We start from the raw sequence: 17610 nt of genomic DNA on the forward strand, positions 1-17610 counted from the left end.
CGTCAGGCGGCGCACACGATCCGCGCCCGCACCGCCGTCGCATACTCGGCGAGATACCGCTGATACTCGGCCCGCTGCTCATCGTTGAGGACGCCGCCGGCACGCTGCCACAGGGCGCGAATGTCGTCGTTGATGTCGGCCACAGACCGCACGGAACCAGGGCTCACAGGGTCGGGGGTCATACCCCAATCCTATCGACCGGCACCCCCGCTTCACTCACGGGCATCTCGCCAATCTCCTGCCCGCAGTACCTTGGGAGCACAAACCTTCTGGCGGGGGTACACATGAGCAGCAGCACCATCGGCGACCGCATCCGCAGCCTGCGCGAGTTCCGGGACCTCACCCAAGAACAGCTCGCAGACCGGGCCGGCATCTCCATCGACACCGTCCGCACGCTCGAGCAGAACCGGCGGCAATCCGCGCGCATCAACACCGTCCGCGCACTCGCACGCGCTCTCGATGTACAACTCGAGCGCCTGGTAGGACAAGCCACCGTGACCCAGCAACTCGCCGACGACGGTGGCCTCCTCGAACTCCGCGACGCGATCCAAGACATCGGCGCCCTGCCAGGGGTGCCCGACCTCGAGGATCTCGAGGACCCGCCTTCTGAGACCGCGTGGGTCGACAGCGTCCGCGACGCGACCACCACCTACTGGCGCGGCGACTACTCGAGACTCTCGAGCACCCTGCCTCTCCTCCTGCGGGACGGCCGCGCGGTGGCCCGGCAGACGCCGACCGAACGGGTGTGGCGGCAGTTGGCCCTCGCCTACCAGCTCGCCGCCTGCCTCGCCACGCAGGCCGGACACCCGGACTGGGCGTTCGCCGCCGTCGAGAAGCAGCTCAACGCTGCCGCTCGAGCATCAGACCCGCTGATGGAAGGCATGGGAGTCAGCACCCTGTCGTGGGTCCTGCTGCGGCAGGGACGGTGGGAGCAGGCGCAAGATGTTGCCGAGCGGAAAGCCGACGCTCTCGAGCCGTCGTTCCGGAAGTCGACACCCAACCAGCTCGCCGTGTACGGCAACTTGTTGGTCGCCGCGGCGACGCCGGCCGCGCGCCGCGACGACCAGGACGAGGCCATGCAACTGCTGACGGCAGCGGAGGCCGCGGCGGTCCGCAGCGGCCCGGTCCGCGCGTACGGGACAGCGTTCTCCGTGGTCGACGTGCGGACGCAGAAGGTGAACATCGCGCTCGCCGGCAGCTCCGGCCGGCCGGATGATGCGCTGAGGTTCTCGAGCGACGTCCGCGTCGAGGACATCACCCGGCCGGTGCACTCGGCGTCGTACCGGGTGGACGTCGCGCAGGCCCGGTATCAGACGGGGGACTCCGAGGGGGCGCTCGAGACGCTCCTCGAGGTGGAGCGCGATCAGCCGGAGTGGATCAAGTTCCAGGCGCTCGCTGCGGCGACGGTGAGGGAGATGCTCGAGTCGGAACGGCGCCGCAGCACACCGTTGCGGTCACTGGCGGCGAGGCTTGGGGTAGAGCCGCTGGTGTAGGTAGGACAACACCCACCAGTCGGGGGAGAATTGACGGTGTGACTGGTGGCTTACGTCACTGGGCTGCGATCACGCCTGTTCGTAGCGTGATCGGTGTCACGCGGTGCCGCCCCTCCGCCCCCGCCAGAGGCCCGGGGTGGCACCGCCCACACCGCCCAGGGAGCAGACGTGAGCACGCAGCCCGACACCTCCGCCACCGCCAGCAGTAGCGAGGTGCTCGCCCTGCTGCCGCTCCCCAGCCTCGACGGCCTGTCCGAACAGCAGGTACGCGGCAAGGCGTGCGTATGGTGCTGCATCACCCTCCCGACCGGACTGGCCGTCGACCTCGGCCCGCGCACCACCAAACGCGCCGGGTCGGAAGTCCGCTGGTTTCCCCGCAGCTGCCGTCAGGACACCGCCCGCCAGGCGATGGCCGCACTGTTCGACCATGCGCCCGGGTGCGCGGTGTGCAGCGGCCAGCCGGAGGGCTGCGCGACCGGTGCCGGGCTGCGACGCCTGACGCGTGGGGGCTGGCAGTGATCTGCGCGAACTGCGATCAGCGGATCGCTGGCGACGAGGAGTACTCGACGCACGATGTGGTGTCTGCGTCGGCGGCCGGCATCACCGTGTTCCGACACCAGCGGCCGTGCAAGCGGGCGCAGGTCCAGACTGCCCCTACCCCCGCTCCCGGGTCGCGCCGACGCCGGTAGCGGGACATGCGGCCGCCACGAACGCCCCGTGAGGGTGGCCGCAGGCCCGCCGTCGGCGCCTCCCCTGACGTCGGCGGCGGGCCGCTTCAGCGAACGAGCTCAGCGAGCGGAACGTCGAGTGCGCTGGCGATGAGCAGCAGGTGATCGATGAGGGTGCCGTGGGTGCCCTGCTCGACCCGGTTGATCGTCTTGCGGTCGAGGCCGACGAGCTCGCCGAGTCTCTCCTGGCTGAGCTGCTTGGCTTCGCGGGCGGCGCGGACGTGATCTCCGATGGCCTGGCGGCGGGTGATTACCCAGTCGGGCAGGGGAGCGGAGGGCACCCGGATAACGCTGACGACCCCGGTGATCATTGTCTGTACCATGCTTGGTACAAATTGAAAGCGGTTTCCTGGCCGCACTTTATAAAACACTCGTTCGAGTGACTGTGCTCGTTGAACTATTGTCAGTACGCGCTGAATAGATCAAGATTTGGGTGTACCTCGCACCTAGCACAGCGACAGGCGGCACCACATGACCGACGAGCAGGCCCCAGCCTCCAAGGGACCCGCCCTCACTGACCTGCAGCGCACCCGCATCGAGTACGCCCACCGCGACCTCGATTACGCGCGCTCCGAGGACCTCGGACAACTGGGAGCCGACGGCCTCATCCTCATCGTCGAGCGCCTCCGAGGCCGCCTCACAGACGCGCTCCTCATCATCGACGAGATCACCCACGGCTGACCGCTACCCCACACACCGACGGGGCGTCACCCTCCCCCGAAGGTGACGCCCCGCGGCGCGCCCGAAAACATCGCATCAGTGTCTTAGCGACACTGTCCCCCGAAGGCGACGTCCTCGACCGCTCCCCCGGTGCCGGACGGTGGTCCGTCCGCCCGTGTGCGGCTGACCCGTGCTGTCACCAGCACATCACCGCGGTTTCCCCCGAACCCCACGTGGAGTACAGGCGCACACGGACGAAGTAGCGGCGGCCCTTGACGAGACGGGCCCTGACGGTGGCGTTGTGCGGAGTTCCCCCGTCGTCCGCGCCGGCGAGGTAGCGGGGTTCCCCGTCCCGCTCCTCGAAGATCACCACCACGGCGTCGTTGTCGCCGAAGGTGCCCACGGCGTACTCGCGGGTCTCCGGCGGCTCGACCGTGAAGTCGGCCTGGTCACCGGCGCCGAGAGCCACCGGCGCCGAGCGGAACGGCGCCAGCGCGGGCACCCGGCGCGCGGGACCGGCCGGCGGGTACCAGCGCAGGACGTACTCCCGGTCGGCCGGGGACAGGGCGCCGGACGGGTCCAGGCCCGCGCGGTAGCGCTCCGGCTCCAGGATCAGCCCCGCCGCGAAGGGATACTCCATGATGGACGCCGGGTCCCAGACAGAGCCGTTGGCCTCGTCCGGGTCGAGCTTGCGCAGGATGTTGTGGTGCGTCCTGTCCCGGCCCCAGAAGTTCGGCGGGCCCGCCAGATCGGCGTACACCGCCTCGTCGTCCCAGTGGATGCCCGCGAACGGGCTCTGGTGCTCGTGCAGCAGACCGAGCACGTGCCCGATCTCGTGCAGGGCCGTCCCGCGTTCCCCCGGCGCGGTCAGGTCCCAGCCGAAGTTCATGGTGCGTTCGCCCGGTCCGACCTGGAGCGCGTCCTTGCCCACCGTCGACCACGAACCGTCCCCGAGCTGGAACCCGATCCGCAGTTCGGCCTCCGAGCGCTCGGTGACCTCGGCGAACGACAGTCCGATGCCGAGGTCGGCCCACTCCTGGAAGCACTCGCGCACCACGTCCTGCTGCTTCTTCGAACCGGCCCACGACACCCGCCGGGACCGCCCGGTCCCCGGGACGGGAATGACGGAGCCGTCGGCTTCGCCGTCGAAGAACCAGTAGTGCAGGACCGTGCCGTTGACCCACATCGGGCGTCCCCCGACGAGCGCACCGCGCCGCTCCGCGGTCAGCCCCGGTGCGAAGACGGGGGCCGACTGCTGCGCGAGGGAGCAGTAGCGTGCGGTCATGGGGATCAGACTGCCGCCGGCCGGCCGCGGGCGCCTGAGTCGGGAGCTACTCAAGTCACCCTGTATCAAGCTTGAGTAGGGCGCCTCTACTTCTCGTGACGACTTCTCAGCGGGACGCCAAGACCCTGGAAGTGCCCTGGCCCTTCACCGGGCGCACGGACGAACTGGAGCTGGTGCGCCGGTCGGTGGGCGCCGGCCGCCCGGGCATCGTGATCACGGGTCCCGCGGGCTGCGGCAGGACCCGGCTCGTCACCGAGGCGCTGCGCGGCGGCGACGGCGTCCGGGTCGCCGGAACGCCCGAGACCAGGAGCCTGCCCTTCGCCGCGTTCGCCCACCTGCTGCCCGAGACGGTCACCCTGCACCGCGCCGTCCACCTGCTCGCCGGCACGCGTCTGCTGACGGTCGACGACGCACACCTGCTGGACGACGCCTCCGCCGCGCTGGTCCACCAGCTCGCCGTGCACGGAAGGACCCGGCTCGTGATCGTCGCCACCGACGGCGCCCCGGTGCCCGGCGCCGTGTCCCGGCTGTGGACCGGGGAGATCCTGCCGAGGCTCGTCCTGGAGCCGCTGCCCCGCGAGGAGACCGCGCGGCTGCTCGCCGACGGCCCCGAACCCCTCACCCTGCACCGGCTGCACCACCTCTGCCAGGGCGACCTGCGGCTCCTGCGCGAGCTGGTGGGCGCGGTGCGCGAGCGGCGCGTTCCCGTGCCGGGCTCGGACGGATGGGCCTGGCGGGGGCCCGTCCCGCTGACGGCGGCCGTCCGGGAACGGGCGGCCCGGGTCCTCGGCCGTACCGACCCCGACGAGCGCGACACTCTCGAACGCCTCGCCTTCGCCGAGCCGTTGCCCCTCGCCGTGGACGACCTCGACCTGCGCCGCCTCGAACGCCTGGAGGCCGACGGCCTGGTCCAGGCCGACGACGACGGCGCCGTCCGGCTCACCCACCCCCTGCACGGCCCGGCGCTGCGCGCGGCGGCCGGACGCCTCCGCTCGCGGCGCCTGGCCCGCAGGCCGGAACAGTGCGCCGAGGCGCTGCGGGCCGAGCAGGCCGAGCTGACCCGGCGCATCGAGGCGGCCGACGTCCGGACCACGCCGGCACCCGTGGGGGAGTGGCTGGTGGCGGAGGGCGCGCCGGTACCGGCCGGGTACGCCGCCGTACGCGCGCGGTTCTCGCGGCTGCGGGGAGAACTGCGGGAGGCGGCGGCCTGGGCGCGGGAGGGTCTGCGCGGCGGCGACGACCCGTCCTGCCGGACCGAACTCGCCCTGGCCGCCGCCCAGTCGGGCGAGGTCACGGCCCTGCGGCCCGGGGCGCGAGCGCTCACCGGCGAACCCTACGACGCCGAACACCTCGGCGCTCCCGAGCAGGCCCCCGGACGGCTGCCCGAGGTCTTCGCCGCCCACGCCAGCGCGCTCGCCCGCGGCGACGGACCCGCCCTGGACCGGGCCGCGGAGGTGCTGGAGGAGCGCGGCTTCCTGCTGTTCGCCGCCGAGGCGCACGCCCAGGCCGTCCGGGCGCACCGCGACCCGCGCGCCGCCCGCACCTCACGCACCCGCGCCGCCGCCCTGGCCCGGCGCTGCCAGGGCGCCCGCACCCCGGCCCTGTCCGGGCTGGCCCTGGGCGAACTCACCGCCCGGCAGCGGCAGATCGTCACCCTGGCCGCCGCGGGCCTGAGTAACCGGCAGATCGCGGAACAGCTCACCCTGTCGATCCGCACCGTCGGCAACCACCTGTACAGCGCGTACGCCCGCCTCGGCACCGGCGACCGCGGCGCGCTGTCCTGGCTCGTGGAGCGGCCGGAGGCACAGCCGGCCTGAACCGCGCCCCGACCGGCGGTCTGACCCCCGTGATCGGGGGAGGGGTCAGGCCGCCCCGAACGCGCAGAACGCCCAGCCCGTGGCCTGGTGCACCGCGTCACCCGGCAGCGCGGTCCGGGCGTCGCGCAGCGCCTCGGCCAGCGACAGACCGGCGCTGAGCCCCTTGTGCAGCGCGAGCATCAGCGGCACCACGGCGGCGTCGTTGACGGGGGCGCTGCACGCCACGACGCCCGCCGTGCCCAGCGGCAGCAGGGCGGTGACCAGCCCGAGCAGCTCGTCGGCGCCGACCGACGCGAAGCGCGCGGTGTCGCAGCAGGACAGGATGATCCGGTACGGGCTGCGGTCCAGCCGTTCGAAGTCGTGCACGATCAGCGGGCCGTCGGCCATCCGCAGCGCCGAGAACAGGGGGCTGTCCGCGCGGAAGGTGCCGTGCGCGGCGATGTGCGCGAGGGCCGCGCCGTCGAGTTCCGCCAGGACGCGCGCGGCGCGCGCGTCGTCCTCCTCCAGCACGACCGGGAGGGCGGGACCGCCGTACCGGGCGGCCAGTTCGGGCACCTCCGCACCGCCGGTCGCCAGGCCGGGCCCGCGCACCAGCACCTGGCGTCCGCCCGGCGGCGGCTCGGTCTCCCGGGCGCGCAGCCAGCTGGACGCCGACGGTGACACGCTCAGCACCCGCTCGCGCAGCGAGGGCAGCAGCGCCCACGGCACGCGGTGCAGCCGCCCCGGCGGCACCACCACGACCGGCCCGCCGCCCAGATGCGCCACGGCCGGCCCGAGCAGCAGCTCCTCCAGCCGCCGGCCCGCCGCCTCCACCAGCGGCAGCCGCGCCTCCGCACCGGGGTGGGCCAGCCGCCGCAGCCCGGCCTGCACATGCTCGGCCTCCCGCTCCGCCTGCGCCAGCAGCCCCGCCTCGAACCGCCGCACCCGGCCCTGCCCGCACAGCAGCACGTGCACCCGCCCGTCGAGCACGGCCAGCTCCACCAGCAGGACGTCGTCACCGAGGCGTTCCAGCAGCCTGCCCGGGTCGAACCGGTGGCCGTCGCCGGGCGACTCGCCGCGGATGTGCAGGGTGCGGGAGCGGATCTCCCGCTCCAGGCGCCGCTGTTCCCGCTCCAGCGCCGGCACCGGATGGCCGTCCATGCGAGCGGCCTCCGCGCGAGCGGCGATCTCCCGGAACGCCGTGAGACCGCTGAGCAGCGCGGGGTCGGCGGGCGGCCGGGTCGGCGGCGCGGACAGCGCGGTGGCCCGCCAGCGCTCGCTCCACACCAGCAGCCGCCGCGGCCCGCCCGAGTCGAGACTGGCCCGCTGGGCGAGCGCGGCCAGCTCGGCGCCCTGCTCGGTGGCGCGGGCCCGCAACTCCGAGGCGCCCAGCGTCATCCGGTGGTCGTCGAGGACGTCGAGACCGCGCCGGCAGGCCTCCAGGACACCGCGCCCCGAGCCGGCCGCCCGGGCTCGCAGCGCCTGCGCGGCCCAGCCCGTCAGCCGGGCGAGCGGCGGCCCCCTGTGCCGGCTGCGGGCGGCGACGGCCAGATGCCGTTCGGCGTCCGCCGTCCAGCCGAGGCCCAGCGCGATCCGGCCCGCGAGCAGTGACGCCTCCGGCGCGGTCGGCGCGCCGAAGCCGGCCAGCCGGTCGGCCACCGCGGCCGCGTCCGCGACGAGCCGGCCCGAACCGCGCCCGGCGGCCAGCCGCGCCTCGATCAGCACCAGCCGGGCGTGCGTCTCCCACCAGGTGCGCCGCTGCCCCGCGAACAGCCGTACGGCCAGGGCGGCGCGCGCGATCGCGGTGTGCGGGTCACCCGCGAGACGGGCGGCCCGCGCGGCGACGAGCAGCAGCTCGGCCTTGCGGGTGGACTGCCCGCCGATGCCGTCGAGGACCCCGATCGCCGCGTCGGCCTCGGTGAGCGCCTCGGGCGCGAGCCCGGCGGCCATCAGGACCTCGGCGCGCCGGATGGACAGCATGAACGTCGGGGTGCCGAGTTTGGCGTACCGTTCCTCCGCCTCGTCAAGGAGCCGCAGCGCGACCGGCACGTCACCGGAGCGGAACGCGGCCAGACCCCGGCTCTCCACGGCGTCGGCCTTGTCGTGCTCCTGGCCCGTGGTGTCCCACAGGGCCTCGGCGGCGGAGAAGTCGGCGTCGGCCCGCTCCACCGCGCCGAGCGCCAGATGCACCGTCGCGCGCAGGGTCAGCGCCCGTGCCGTCCAGATCACGTCGCCGGCCTGCCGCAGCACGGAGATCGCCCGGCGTACGTCGTCCAGCGCCTCGGGGTGGCGGCCCAGCACCCACCACACGTAGGCCCGCCGGTACAGCACCCGCGCGCGGGTCAGGCCGGTGCCGCGCGCGACACCCCGCTCGAAGGCGGCGAGCCCCTGCCGGGTGCGGCCCGCGTGGACCAGCGCCACACCGAGGGTGCCGAGGACGTCGGCCTCGCGGTCGGCCGAATCCGCGCGCGCCGCGAGATCACGGGCGCGCCGCAGATGGGTCAGCGCCAGCCGCAGATCCCCGAAGTCCCGCTGCCAGATGCCGATCACCTGGTGGGCGACACAGGCGTGCAGCGGTGGGGCGTCGTCGTCGAGGAGGGTCCGCGCCCTCGCCAGAGCCTCGCCGGGGGCGGCGAACACCATCGGCAGGAGTTCGAGAACAGAGTCGCTTCCCGCTGTCACTCCAGGCATGCTAGTGCTCGCCGTTGCCCCCCACATCTGTTTGGCGCTGTATCAACCGAAGGGGCGGTCGCTCTGATTGACGACCACCGCAGCAGTGGGAGGGACACGCCATGGCACCTCAGCGATTCCACGAGCAGTTCGACCAGATCCAGCGTTCGATGCCCGACGTCCCCCTCGCGATGGGACCGGACGACGCCGCCGAGTTCTTCTACGAGAAGGGTGTCGTCCTCGCCCGCGACGGCGAGGAGGCCCGACTCGTCGAGGACACCGTGCGCACCCATTTCGGCGCGGCCACCGGGCTGGTCGCCGACCAGGTGCGCCGGGCGGGCCCGGAGGCCAACCGCACGGGTGTCACCCGTATCCAGGTCGGCGATCCGGGCCACGGCGACCGGCGGGGCGACCGTGCCGTGGCCGGCGCCCTGCGCGCCCTGAGGGAGGCGGAGGGACGCGCGGGGCGCCGCCTGGTCAGCCGCAACCACGTCGTGTCCATCGCCCCCGTCAACGCCTGCCCCGGCGACGAACCGCTGCCCGCCCCGCTCACCGGCGGCCCCAACCCGGCGGTGGTGGAGGGCGTGCACGACCCCGACACCGCGGTCGGCGTCCTCGTCATCGACAACGGCCTGATGCACGACTACCGCTCCTACCCGCTGCTCGCGCACACCCAGGGCGACGCACAGATCCGGGAGACCGACGACCAGGGCGTCCTCCAGCAGTACGTCGGCCACGGCACGTTCATCGCCGGGATCGTCGCGGCCGTCGCGCCCAACACGGACATCACGGTGCGCAACACGCTCAACGACGCGGGCGCCGTCCTGGAGTCGGAGTTCGGCGCCAAGCTCTTCGAGGCCGTCGACCGGCACGGCTGGCCCGAGGTCCTCAGCCTGTCCGCCGGCACGTCCAACGGCCGCACCGACGGCCTGCTCGGCATGGACGCCTTCATGGAGGAACTGCGCGACCAGCGAACCCTGTTGGTCGCCGCCGCCGGCAACAACGCCAGCGCCACCCCCTTCTGGCCCGCCGCCTACGCCGACCTGCCCGACTACCAGGACGTCGTGCTGTCGGTCGGGGCGCTGCGCAGCGACGGCGAGTTCGGCGCCTGCTTCAGCAACCACGGCGGCTGGGTCAAGGCCTACGCGCCCGGCGAACGCCTGATCAGCTCCCTGACGGGGTTCGAGGCGCCCGTGCCGTACGTCTACCACCACTCCACCTACGACGCCTGCCGGTTCGGCTTCGCCTACCACTGCACCTGCCAGTACCCGCCGCACACCGGCCTGTTGAGCGAGGACGGCACCGCGGCCACGCCGGACCAGGTGCTGTTCGACGGCTTCGCCTACTGGAGCGGGACCTCCTTCGCCACTCCCGTGGTCGCCGGCATGATCGCCGCCCACATGACCGCGCACAAGGAGCCCGACGCGCGCGCCGCCCGGCGCGAACTGCTCGCTTCCACCAACGAGTTCGCCGAGGTGCGCGGGGCGCACGTCCCGGCACTGCGTCCGCCCACCTGGCGCCCGGTCCCCGTCGTGACGCTGGCTCCCGGGTCATGAGGGTCAAAGCCGCCCCCGCCGCGGCGTACGATGACTGGCCGTACACGAGGGGTGGGGCCGTGGACCGTGCAGACGTCGGCGCGCTCGTCCAGTCCGCCGTCGACGGCGACGCGGCGGCCTGGAAAGCGCTGGTGGAGGGGCTCAGCCCGCTGGTGTGGTCGGTGGTGCGCGCGCACCGGCTCTCCGACGCCGACGGCCACGAGGTCTACCAGACCGTGTGGTTCCGCTTCGCCCAGCACCTGGGGCGCATCCGCGAACCGCAGAAGGCCGGTTCGTGGCTGGCGAGCACCGCCCGACACGAGTGCCTGAAGGTGCTCAAGAGCCTGCGCCGGCTGACCCCCACGGACGATCCGCACCTGCTCGACCGGGTCAGCGAGGACCGTACGCCCGAGGAGTTCCTCATCGACTCCGAGGAGGCCGCCGCCGAGACCGAGCGGATCCGGCACCTGTGGCAGGAGTTCGGGGAACTCGGCGACCGCTGCCGCCAGTTGCTGCGCATCCTGATGGCCTCCCCGCCGCCCAGCTACCAGGAGGTGTCCGCGGCGCTGGGCATCGCCGTCGGCAGCATCGGCCCGCTGCGCCAGCGCTGTCTGCGCCGCCTGCGGGCCCGGCTCGACGCACGGGAAGCGATGTGAGGTCATGACCGGCCCGAACGGAACGGACGACGTGAACGGCATGGACCGCCCGGACGACGACGACCTCGGCGAACAGGGCTTCGACGACGCGGAGTTCGACGCCGACCTGCTGGAGGAGGAGCTGCGCCGGGCCGCCGCCATCCTCGACCCGGTGCCGGCCGAGCTGCGCCGGATCGCCGTGGACGCCTACGCGCTGCACGACCTCGACGCGCGGATCGCGGAGCTGACCTTCGACTCGGTCGTCGACGGCGTCCCGGTCCGGGGGGCCATGGACGCGCCCCGGATGCTGACCTTCCACTCGGGGGACGTGACCGTGGACGTGGAGGTGAGCGCGCAGGGACTGATGGGGCAGGTGATGCCCCCGCAGCCGGCCCGGATCGAGGTGCTCACCGGTCCGCAGTCGGCCGCACCGCTGGACGCGGACGACCTGGGCCGCTTCGCGTCCGAGGTGGCCCCCGCGGGCCCGTTCGCACTGCGGCTGCGGACCGGTGGCCAGGTCGTGGTCACCGAGTGGCTGCGGGCCTGAGCCCGCAGGCGGGTCACCCCGTCACCCCGTCACCGCGTCCACCAGCTCCGCCAGCGCCGCCGCGAGCCGGGACAACCCGGGTCCGGCAAGGCCGCCCGGCTCCGTCATGTAGGTGTCCCGGCGGATCTCCACCATCAGGGCGGCGACCCGCGGCTCGGTGCCGTGGAACCGCAGGGGCACGTAGGCGCCGCTGAACGGGCTGTCGGTCCCGGTACCGCCGAGTCCCGCGAACGCCCGCCGGGCCGCGTCGAGCAGCTGAGGCGGCGTGTGGGACACGTCGGTGCCCAGGCAGACGGGCGGGCGCGGGCCCGTGCCGTGCAGCTCGTAGGGCAGCGGCTGGGTGGGATAGGAGTGCACGTCGACGATCACGGCCCGGCCCGTGGCGGCCAGCCGGTCCGCCACGGCCTCGGTCATCGCCCGGGCGTACGGGCGGAAGTAGCGCGCGACCAACGGCTCGGGGTCGGTGTCCGCGGGCCGCAGCACCTCCCGGTGCGTGGTCCGTGTGTACACCGCGCCCATGCCCACCGACAGCATCTCCTCCCGCTCGTCGGGGAAGCGCTCGGGGTCGACGACCAGCCGGGAGAGCCCGTTGACGAACCGCCACGGGGTGACGGCGGACAGCTCCGCCGCCGCCTCGGCGAGCCGCGCGGTGTGCGCGTCGGTGATGTGGTCGAGCTCCCGCTCCAGTGCCGCGTCGTTCAGCGTGATGCCCGCGCGCACGGCCGGCGGTATCTCCCGCGCGGAGTGCGGCACATGGAGGATCACCGGGGAGCTGTCGGCGCCCGGCAGGAGCGTGAAGGGCGAGGCGGCGGGGGACACGGGCTGCTCCGGGTGGGTTCGTCGGCGGGCTGCGGCGGATCGGGCGTCACCTCGCCTCTCGGGTGGGCGGGCCCGCCGGTCGGGGGAACACGGCCGCCCCGGCCGGGAGACGACCCGGCCGGGGCGGTGCGACGACGGACGGTGGCCCGTCGGTGGTGGATCAGCCGAGCGACGCCAGCGTCTCGTTCCAGGTGGCCGACGGGCGCATCACCGCGGCGGCCTTGGCCGGGTCGGGCTGGTAGTAGCCGCCGATGTCGACCGGCTGGCCCTGGACGGCGTTCAGCTCACCGACGATCTTCTCCTCGTTGGCGGCGAGCGTCTCGGCGAGCGGGGCGAAGGCCTTAGCGAGGTCCGCGTCCTCGGTCTGCCGGGCCAGCTCCTGCGCCCAGTACAGCGACAGGAAGAAGTGGCTGCCGCGGTTGTCGATGCCGCCGACGCGACGGGTCGGGGACTTGTCCTCGGTGAGGAAGGTCGCCGTGGCACGGTCGAGGGTGTCGGCGAGGACCTTGGCACGGCCGTTGCCCGTGAACTCGGCGTACTGCTCGAGGGAGGGCACCAGCGCGAAGAACTCGCCGAGCGAGTCCCAGCGCAGGTAGTTCTCCCGGACCAGCTGCTGGACGTGCTTCGGGGCGGAGCCGCCGGCGCCCGTCTCGAACAGGCCGCCGCCCGCCATCAGCGGCACGACCGACAGCATCTTGGCGCTGGTGCCCAGCTCCAGGATCGGGAACAGGTCGGTCAGGTAGTCGCGCAGCACGTTGCCGGTGACGGAGATGGTGTTCTCGCCGCGCCGGATGCGCTCCACCGACAGCTTGGTCGCCTCGACCGGGTTCAGGATCCGGATGTCCAGGCCCTCGGTGTCGTGCTCCGCCAGGTAGGAGTTGACCTTGGCGATCAGGTTGGCGTCGTGGGCGCGGGTCTCGTCCAGCCAGAACACCGCCGGGTCGCCGGTGGCGCGGGCGCGGGTGACCGCGAGCTTCACCCAGTCGCGGATCGGGGCGTCCTTCGTCTGGCAGGCGCGGAAGATGTCGCCGGCCGAGACCGCCTGCTCCAGGACGACGTCGCCGGCCTGGTCGACCAGGCGGACCGTGCCGGTGACCGGGATCTCGAAGGTCTTGTCGTGGCTGCCGTACTCCTCCGCCTTCTGCGCCATGAGGCCGACGTTCGGGACGGAGCCCATCGTGGACGGGTCGTAAGCGCCGTGGGCGCGGCAGTCGTCGATCACGGCCTGGTAGACGCCCGAGTAGCTGGAGTCGGGCAGGACCGCGAGGGTGTCGGCCTCCTGGCCGTCGGGGCCCCACATGTGGCCGGAGGTGCGGATCATGGCCGGCATCGAGGCGTCGACGATGACGTCCGACGGCACGTGCAGGTTGGTGATGCCCTTGTCGGAGTCGACCATCGCCAGCTCCGGGCCCTCGGCGAGCTCGGCGTCGAAGGACGCCTTGATCTCGGCGCCCTCGGGCAGGCCCTCCAGGCCCTTGTAGATGCCGCCCAGCCCGTCGTTCGGGGTCAGGCCGGCCGCGGCGAGCGTCTCGCCGTACTTCGCGAACGTCCTGGGGAAGAAGGCGCGCAGCACGTGACCGAAGACGATCGGGTCGGAGACCTTCATCATCGTGGCCTTGAGGTGCACGGAGAACAGGACGCCCTCGGCCTTGGCGCGGGCGACCTGCTCGGTGAGGAACTCGCGCAGCGCGGCCACGCGCAGCACGGACGCGTCGACGACCTCGTCGGCGAGGACCGGTACCGACTCGCGCAGCACCGTGGTGGTGCCGTCGTCGCCCACGAGCTCGATGCGCAGGGTGCCGTTCTCGCCGATCACCGCGGACTTCTCGGTGGAGCGGAAGTCGTTCTCGCCCATGGTCGCCACGTTGGTCCGGGACTCCGGGCTCCACGCGCCCATGCGGTGCGGGTTGGTCCTGGCGTAGTTCTTGACCGAGGCGGGGGCGCGGCGGTCGGAGTTGCCCTCACGCAGGACCGGGTTCACGGCGGAACCCTTGATCTTGTCGTAGCGGGCGCGGATCTCGCGCTCCTCGTCGCTCTTGGGGTCGTCCGGGTAGTCCGGCAGCGCGTACCCCTGGCCCTGGAGTTCGGCGACCGCGGCCTTGAGCTGCGGGATCGACGCCGACACGTTGGGCAGCTTGATGATGTTCGCCTCGGGCGTCTTGGCGAGTTCGCCCAGCTCCGCCAGTGCGTCGGGGATCCGCTGGTCCTCGGTCAGGTACTCCGGGAACACGGCGATGATGCGCCCGGCCAGCGAGATGTCGCGGGTCTCCACGGCGACACCCGCCTGAGAGGCGTACGCCTCGACCACCGGCAGGAAGGAATACGTCGCCAGGGCCGGGGCCTCGTCAGTGTGCGTGTAAATGATGGTCGAGTCAGTCACCGGGTGCTCCGCTCCACGTCTGCAACATTGCTCGACATCAAGATATCTCGTGACCGGGTCCGGTTCGACAGCGGTCCGCGTCCACTTCCGGACACACCGTGCGCCCGCGACCCCTCCGGCGCGGTCGGCGCGGTCGGCGCGCCGAATCCGGTCGGCCACCACGGGCGACCGATCCGGCGATCCCGCGGTCCCGCGGGCGGATCGCCCGCTCCGCCGGGCAACCGATCCGCCCGATCCTGCGGTCAAGTAGGTAGATCGCACGTCCCGACCGACGGCCGGGCCCGACCGTCCCGGCCGCCCGAGCGAAAGCTGACCATGAGATATCGCACCAGAGTGACGGCCCCGGCGACCGCCCTGATCGGCACCGCCCTGGCCCTGACCGGGGGACACTCGGCCCAAGCGGCGCCGGAGCGGACGGGCGGCGGGAAGGGCACACCCGGCTCCGAGACCCTCGGCGACCCCGTGTTCCCGGCGCTGGGCAACGACGGATACCGCGTCCGCGCCTACCACCTCGACTTCGCCTACGACGCGACGACCGGCCTCGTCGAGGCCGTCGCGACCCTGGACGTGCGCACCACGCAGGCCCTCACCCGCTTCTCCCTCGACGCCCTCGGCCTCGACATACACTCCGTGACCGTCGGCGGCCGCCCCGCCGCGTTCGAGCAGGCGGACGAGAAGCTGCGGATCACCCCCGGCCGCCCGCTGCCGGACGGCGCCCTCGTCACCGTCAGGGTGGCGTACGGCGCCGACCCGCGCCGCGCGCTCCCGCACACCGGCTGGGTGGCCACGCCCGACGGCTTCGCGGTGGCCGGCCAGCCGAACTCGGCGCACACCGTCTTCCCGTGCAACGACCACCCCCGGGACAAGGCGGACTTCACCTTCCGCGTCACCGTCCCGGCCGGTCTGCGCGGCGTCGCGAGCGGCCTGCTCGTGTGCACCGAGAACCTCGACGGCGGCCGGACCGCGTACACCTACCGCTCCCGCTCGCCCCTCGCCACCGAACTGGTGCAGATCACGGTCGGCGACTACGTGGTGAAGGACCGGCAGGGCCCGCACGGCCTGCCGCTGCGGGACGTCGTGCCGGCCGCGCGCGCCGCGGCCCTGGAGCCGGCCCTCGCCCTGACCCCCGGGCAGGTGGAGTGGCTGGAGGCGCGGCTGGGCGCCTACCCCTTCGAGACGTACGGGCTGCTGCCCTGCAACACCGACGACCCGAACGCCTTCGACTTCACCGGCCTGGAGACCCAGACCCTCACCCTGTACAAGCCGAACTTCCTGCTCCAGGAGGAGAAGAAGATCGGCTCGCACATGATGCACGAGCTGGTCCACTCCTACTTCGGCAACAGCGTCAGCCCCGCCACCTGGGCCGACCTGTGGATCAACGAGGGCCACGCCGACTTCTACGGGCTGCTGTACCGCTATGAGCGCGGCTGGGCCGACTCCCTCGGCCTGACCACCATGGAAGCCCGGATGAAGGACACCTACGCCCGCGGCGACCAGTGGCGGCACGACTCGGGGCCGGTCGCCGCCCCGGACGCCGTGAACCTCTTCGACAACCAGCGCTACCTGGGCGGCGTCCTGGTCCTGTACGCGCTGCGGGAAGCCGTCGGCGAGGACGTCTTCCACGCGGTCGAGCGTGCCTTCCTGGAGCGCCACCGGGGCGGCGCGGCGTCGACGGACGACTACATCGCCGTCGCCTCCGAGGTCTCGGGCCGGGACCAGTCGGGCTTCCTGCGCGAGTGGCTGTACGGCACGACGACACCGCGGATGCCCGGGCACCCGGACTGGACGGTCACCCCGGTGGCCTCGTCCCTGGCCATCCCGCACAACCGGTCGGGCGGGCACTACCACGACGCGTCGGCGACGCTCTGAGCCAGGGCCTACGGGACAGCCCTCAGCCGTCGAGCCGGGCGGAGGCCGCTTCGCCCGGCTCGTTCTCGGTGCCGCGCTGCTGCGGGATGACGACCGAGCCCTGCTGGAGGGCGACCGTCCGGGTGGGCGCCGGGATCCGGATGCCCTCCTCGCGGTAGCGCCGGTGCAGGCGCTTGATGAACTCGTGCTTGATGCGGAACTGGTCGCTGAACTCGCCGACGCCCAGGATCACCGTGAAGCCGATCCGGGAGTCGCCGAAGGTGTGGAAGCGGACGGCCGGCTCGTGCTCCGGAACGGCCCCGGTGATCTCCGTCATCACCTCGGTGACCACCTCGGTCGTCACCCGCTCCACGTGCTCCAGGTCGCTGTCGTAGGCGACGCCGGCCTGGACCAGGATCGTCAACCGCTGCTCGGGGCGCATGAAGTTGGTCATGTTGGTCTTGGCGAGCTCCCCGTTGGGGATCACGATCAGGTTGTTCGACAGCGCGCGGACGGTGGTCTGCCGCCAGTTGATGTCCTCGACGTAGCCCTCCTCGCCGCTGCTCAGCCGGATGTAGTCGCCGGGCTGGACGGTCCGGGAGGCGAGGATGTGGATGCCCGCGAAGAGGTTCGCGAGGGTGTCCTGGAGGGCGAGGGCCACCGCCAGACCGCCCACGCCGAGGGCGGTGAGCATCGGCGCTATGGACACGCCCAGCGTCTGCAGCACCACCAGGAAGCCGATGGCCAGCACCAGGACCCGGGTGATGTTGACGAAGATCGTGGCCGAACCCGCGACCCCCGAACGCGACTGGGTGACAGCGCGCACCAGGCCGGCGATCACCCGGGCCGACGTCAGCGTCACCACGAAGATCAGCACCACGGTCAGCGACTGGTTGACGTGGTTCTGCACCGTCCTGGTCAGGGGCAGGGCCGCCCCGGCCGAGGCGGCGCCGGCCACGAACGCGGCCCACGGCACCACGGTCCGCAGCGCGTCCACGATGACGTCGTCGCCGCCCCAGCGCGTACGGTCGGCGTGCTTGCCCAGCCAGCGCAGCAGCAGCCGCAGCGCGAACGCCGCGAGCAGACCGGCCGCGAGCGCGATGCCGGCCACGACCAGGTCGTCGACGGTGAGCGCGCGCTTCACCGGGCACCTCCGGGGGGAAGGACTGCGGCGAACACTGCCGCCGACGACCGGATGTGAGGACTCGTCACGT

The 17610-nt window shown here is 72.9% G+C and carries 15 protein-coding genes; 8 read left to right on the forward strand and 7 right to left on the reverse strand.

All coding sequences use genetic code 11. The annotated features are described in order from the left end of the window. Positions 1–2: 2 nt before the first annotated feature. A complete protein-coding gene (locus tag ABZT03_RS11740; protein ID WP_356037029.1) occupies positions 3–143 on the reverse strand; it encodes a hypothetical protein in 141 nt (46 codons plus the stop codon). A 141-nt stretch (positions 144–284) separates the two neighbouring features. Here ABZT03_RS11740 and ABZT03_RS11745 point away from each other — a divergent pair, with 141 nt between their 5' ends. Continuing rightward, complete coding sequence (locus tag ABZT03_RS11745) at positions 285–1493, forward strand: helix-turn-helix transcriptional regulator (protein ID WP_356037032.1); 1209 nt, start codon at positions 285–287, stop codon at positions 1491–1493. A 168-nt stretch (positions 1494–1661) separates the two neighbouring features. Beyond that, positions 1662–2012: a hypothetical protein gene (locus ABZT03_RS11750; protein ID WP_356037035.1), complete on the forward strand. Its 351-nt coding sequence runs from the start codon at positions 1662–1664 to the stop codon at positions 2010–2012. 256 nt (positions 2013–2268) lie between these two features. On the opposite strand, the gene ABZT03_RS11755 is transcribed toward ABZT03_RS11750, so the two are convergent. Beyond that, entirely contained in the window at positions 2269–2532 is a 264-nt protein-coding gene (locus ABZT03_RS11755) for a helix-turn-helix transcriptional regulator (RefSeq protein ID WP_356037037.1), read from the reverse strand. 160 nt (positions 2533–2692) lie between these two features. Here ABZT03_RS11755 and ABZT03_RS11760 point away from each other — a divergent pair, with 160 nt between their 5' ends. Beyond that, the gene (locus tag ABZT03_RS11760; RefSeq protein ID WP_356037040.1) at positions 2693–2902 is read left to right on the forward strand and encodes a hypothetical protein; all 210 of its coding nucleotides are present in this window, start codon (positions 2693–2695) and stop codon (positions 2900–2902) included. 175 nt (positions 2903–3077) lie between these two features. On the opposite strand, the gene ABZT03_RS11765 is transcribed toward ABZT03_RS11760, so the two are convergent. Continuing rightward, positions 3078–4166 carry a M12 family metallopeptidase gene (locus ABZT03_RS11765; protein WP_356037043.1) on the reverse strand — a complete coding sequence of 363 codons (1089 nt, stop codon included), beginning with the start codon at positions 4164–4166 and terminating at the stop codon, positions 3078–3080. Positions 4167–4261: 95 nt separating this feature from the next. Here ABZT03_RS11765 and ABZT03_RS11770 point away from each other — a divergent pair, with 95 nt between their 5' ends. Then, positions 4262–5983 carry a LuxR C-terminal-related transcriptional regulator gene (locus ABZT03_RS11770; RefSeq protein WP_356037046.1) on the forward strand — a complete coding sequence of 574 codons (1722 nt, stop codon included), beginning with the start codon at positions 4262–4264 and terminating at the stop codon, positions 5981–5983. Between the two features lie 45 nt (positions 5984–6028). Here ABZT03_RS11770 and ABZT03_RS11775 read toward each other — a convergent pair whose 3' ends face one another. Then, the gene (locus ABZT03_RS11775) at positions 6029–8653 is read right to left on the reverse strand and encodes a CHAT domain-containing protein (protein WP_356037049.1); all 2625 of its coding nucleotides are present in this window, start codon (positions 8651–8653) and stop codon (positions 6029–6031) included. 101 nt (positions 8654–8754) lie between these two features. Between ABZT03_RS11775 and ABZT03_RS11780 the strand changes: the two genes are divergently transcribed. From ABZT03_RS11780 to ABZT03_RS11790, 3 genes are read left to right on the forward strand one after another with little or no spacing between them, the layout of a single operon-like run. Beyond that, on the forward strand, positions 8755–10188 hold the full coding sequence (locus tag ABZT03_RS11780; protein ID WP_356037051.1) for a S8/S53 family peptidase: 1434 nt from the start codon (positions 8755–8757) through the stop codon (positions 10186–10188). Next, a complete protein-coding gene (locus tag ABZT03_RS11785) occupies positions 10185–10823 on the forward strand; it encodes a sigma-70 family RNA polymerase sigma factor (RefSeq protein ID WP_356037054.1) in 639 nt (212 codons plus the stop codon). Before ABZT03_RS11780 ends, ABZT03_RS11785 begins: the two co-directional genes overlap by 4 nt. 4 nt (positions 10824–10827) lie before the next feature. After that, on the forward strand, positions 10828–11349 hold the full coding sequence (locus tag ABZT03_RS11790) for a hypothetical protein (protein WP_356037056.1): 522 nt from the start codon (positions 10828–10830) through the stop codon (positions 11347–11349). Positions 11350–11370: 21 nt separating this feature from the next. Here ABZT03_RS11790 and ABZT03_RS11795 read toward each other — a convergent pair whose 3' ends face one another. Next, a complete protein-coding gene (locus ABZT03_RS11795) occupies positions 11371–12168 on the reverse strand; it encodes an N-formylglutamate amidohydrolase (RefSeq protein ID WP_356037059.1) in 798 nt (265 codons plus the stop codon). Between the two features lie 160 nt (positions 12169–12328). Continuing rightward, positions 12329–14548, reverse strand: a complete 2220-nt coding sequence (locus tag ABZT03_RS11800; RefSeq protein WP_356037061.1) for an NADP-dependent isocitrate dehydrogenase — start codon at positions 14546–14548, stop codon at positions 12329–12331. 315 nt (positions 14549–14863) lie between these two features. Between ABZT03_RS11800 and ABZT03_RS11805 the strand changes: the two genes are divergently transcribed. Beyond that, entirely contained in the window at positions 14864–16417 is a 1554-nt protein-coding gene (locus ABZT03_RS11805) for a M1 family metallopeptidase (RefSeq protein WP_356037064.1), read from the forward strand. Between the two features lie 22 nt (positions 16418–16439). Here the strand turns inward: ABZT03_RS11805 and ABZT03_RS11810 are convergent, their stop codons facing one another. Next, positions 16440–17540: a mechanosensitive ion channel family protein gene (locus ABZT03_RS11810; RefSeq protein WP_356037066.1), complete on the reverse strand. Its 1101-nt coding sequence runs from the start codon at positions 17538–17540 to the stop codon at positions 16440–16442. Positions 17541–17610: the final 70 nt, after the last annotated feature.

The sequence above is a fragment of the Streptomyces sp. NPDC005574 genome (assembly GCF_040605435.1).
Taxonomy (GTDB): Bacteria; Actinomycetota; Actinomycetes; order Streptomycetales; family Streptomycetaceae; genus Streptomyces.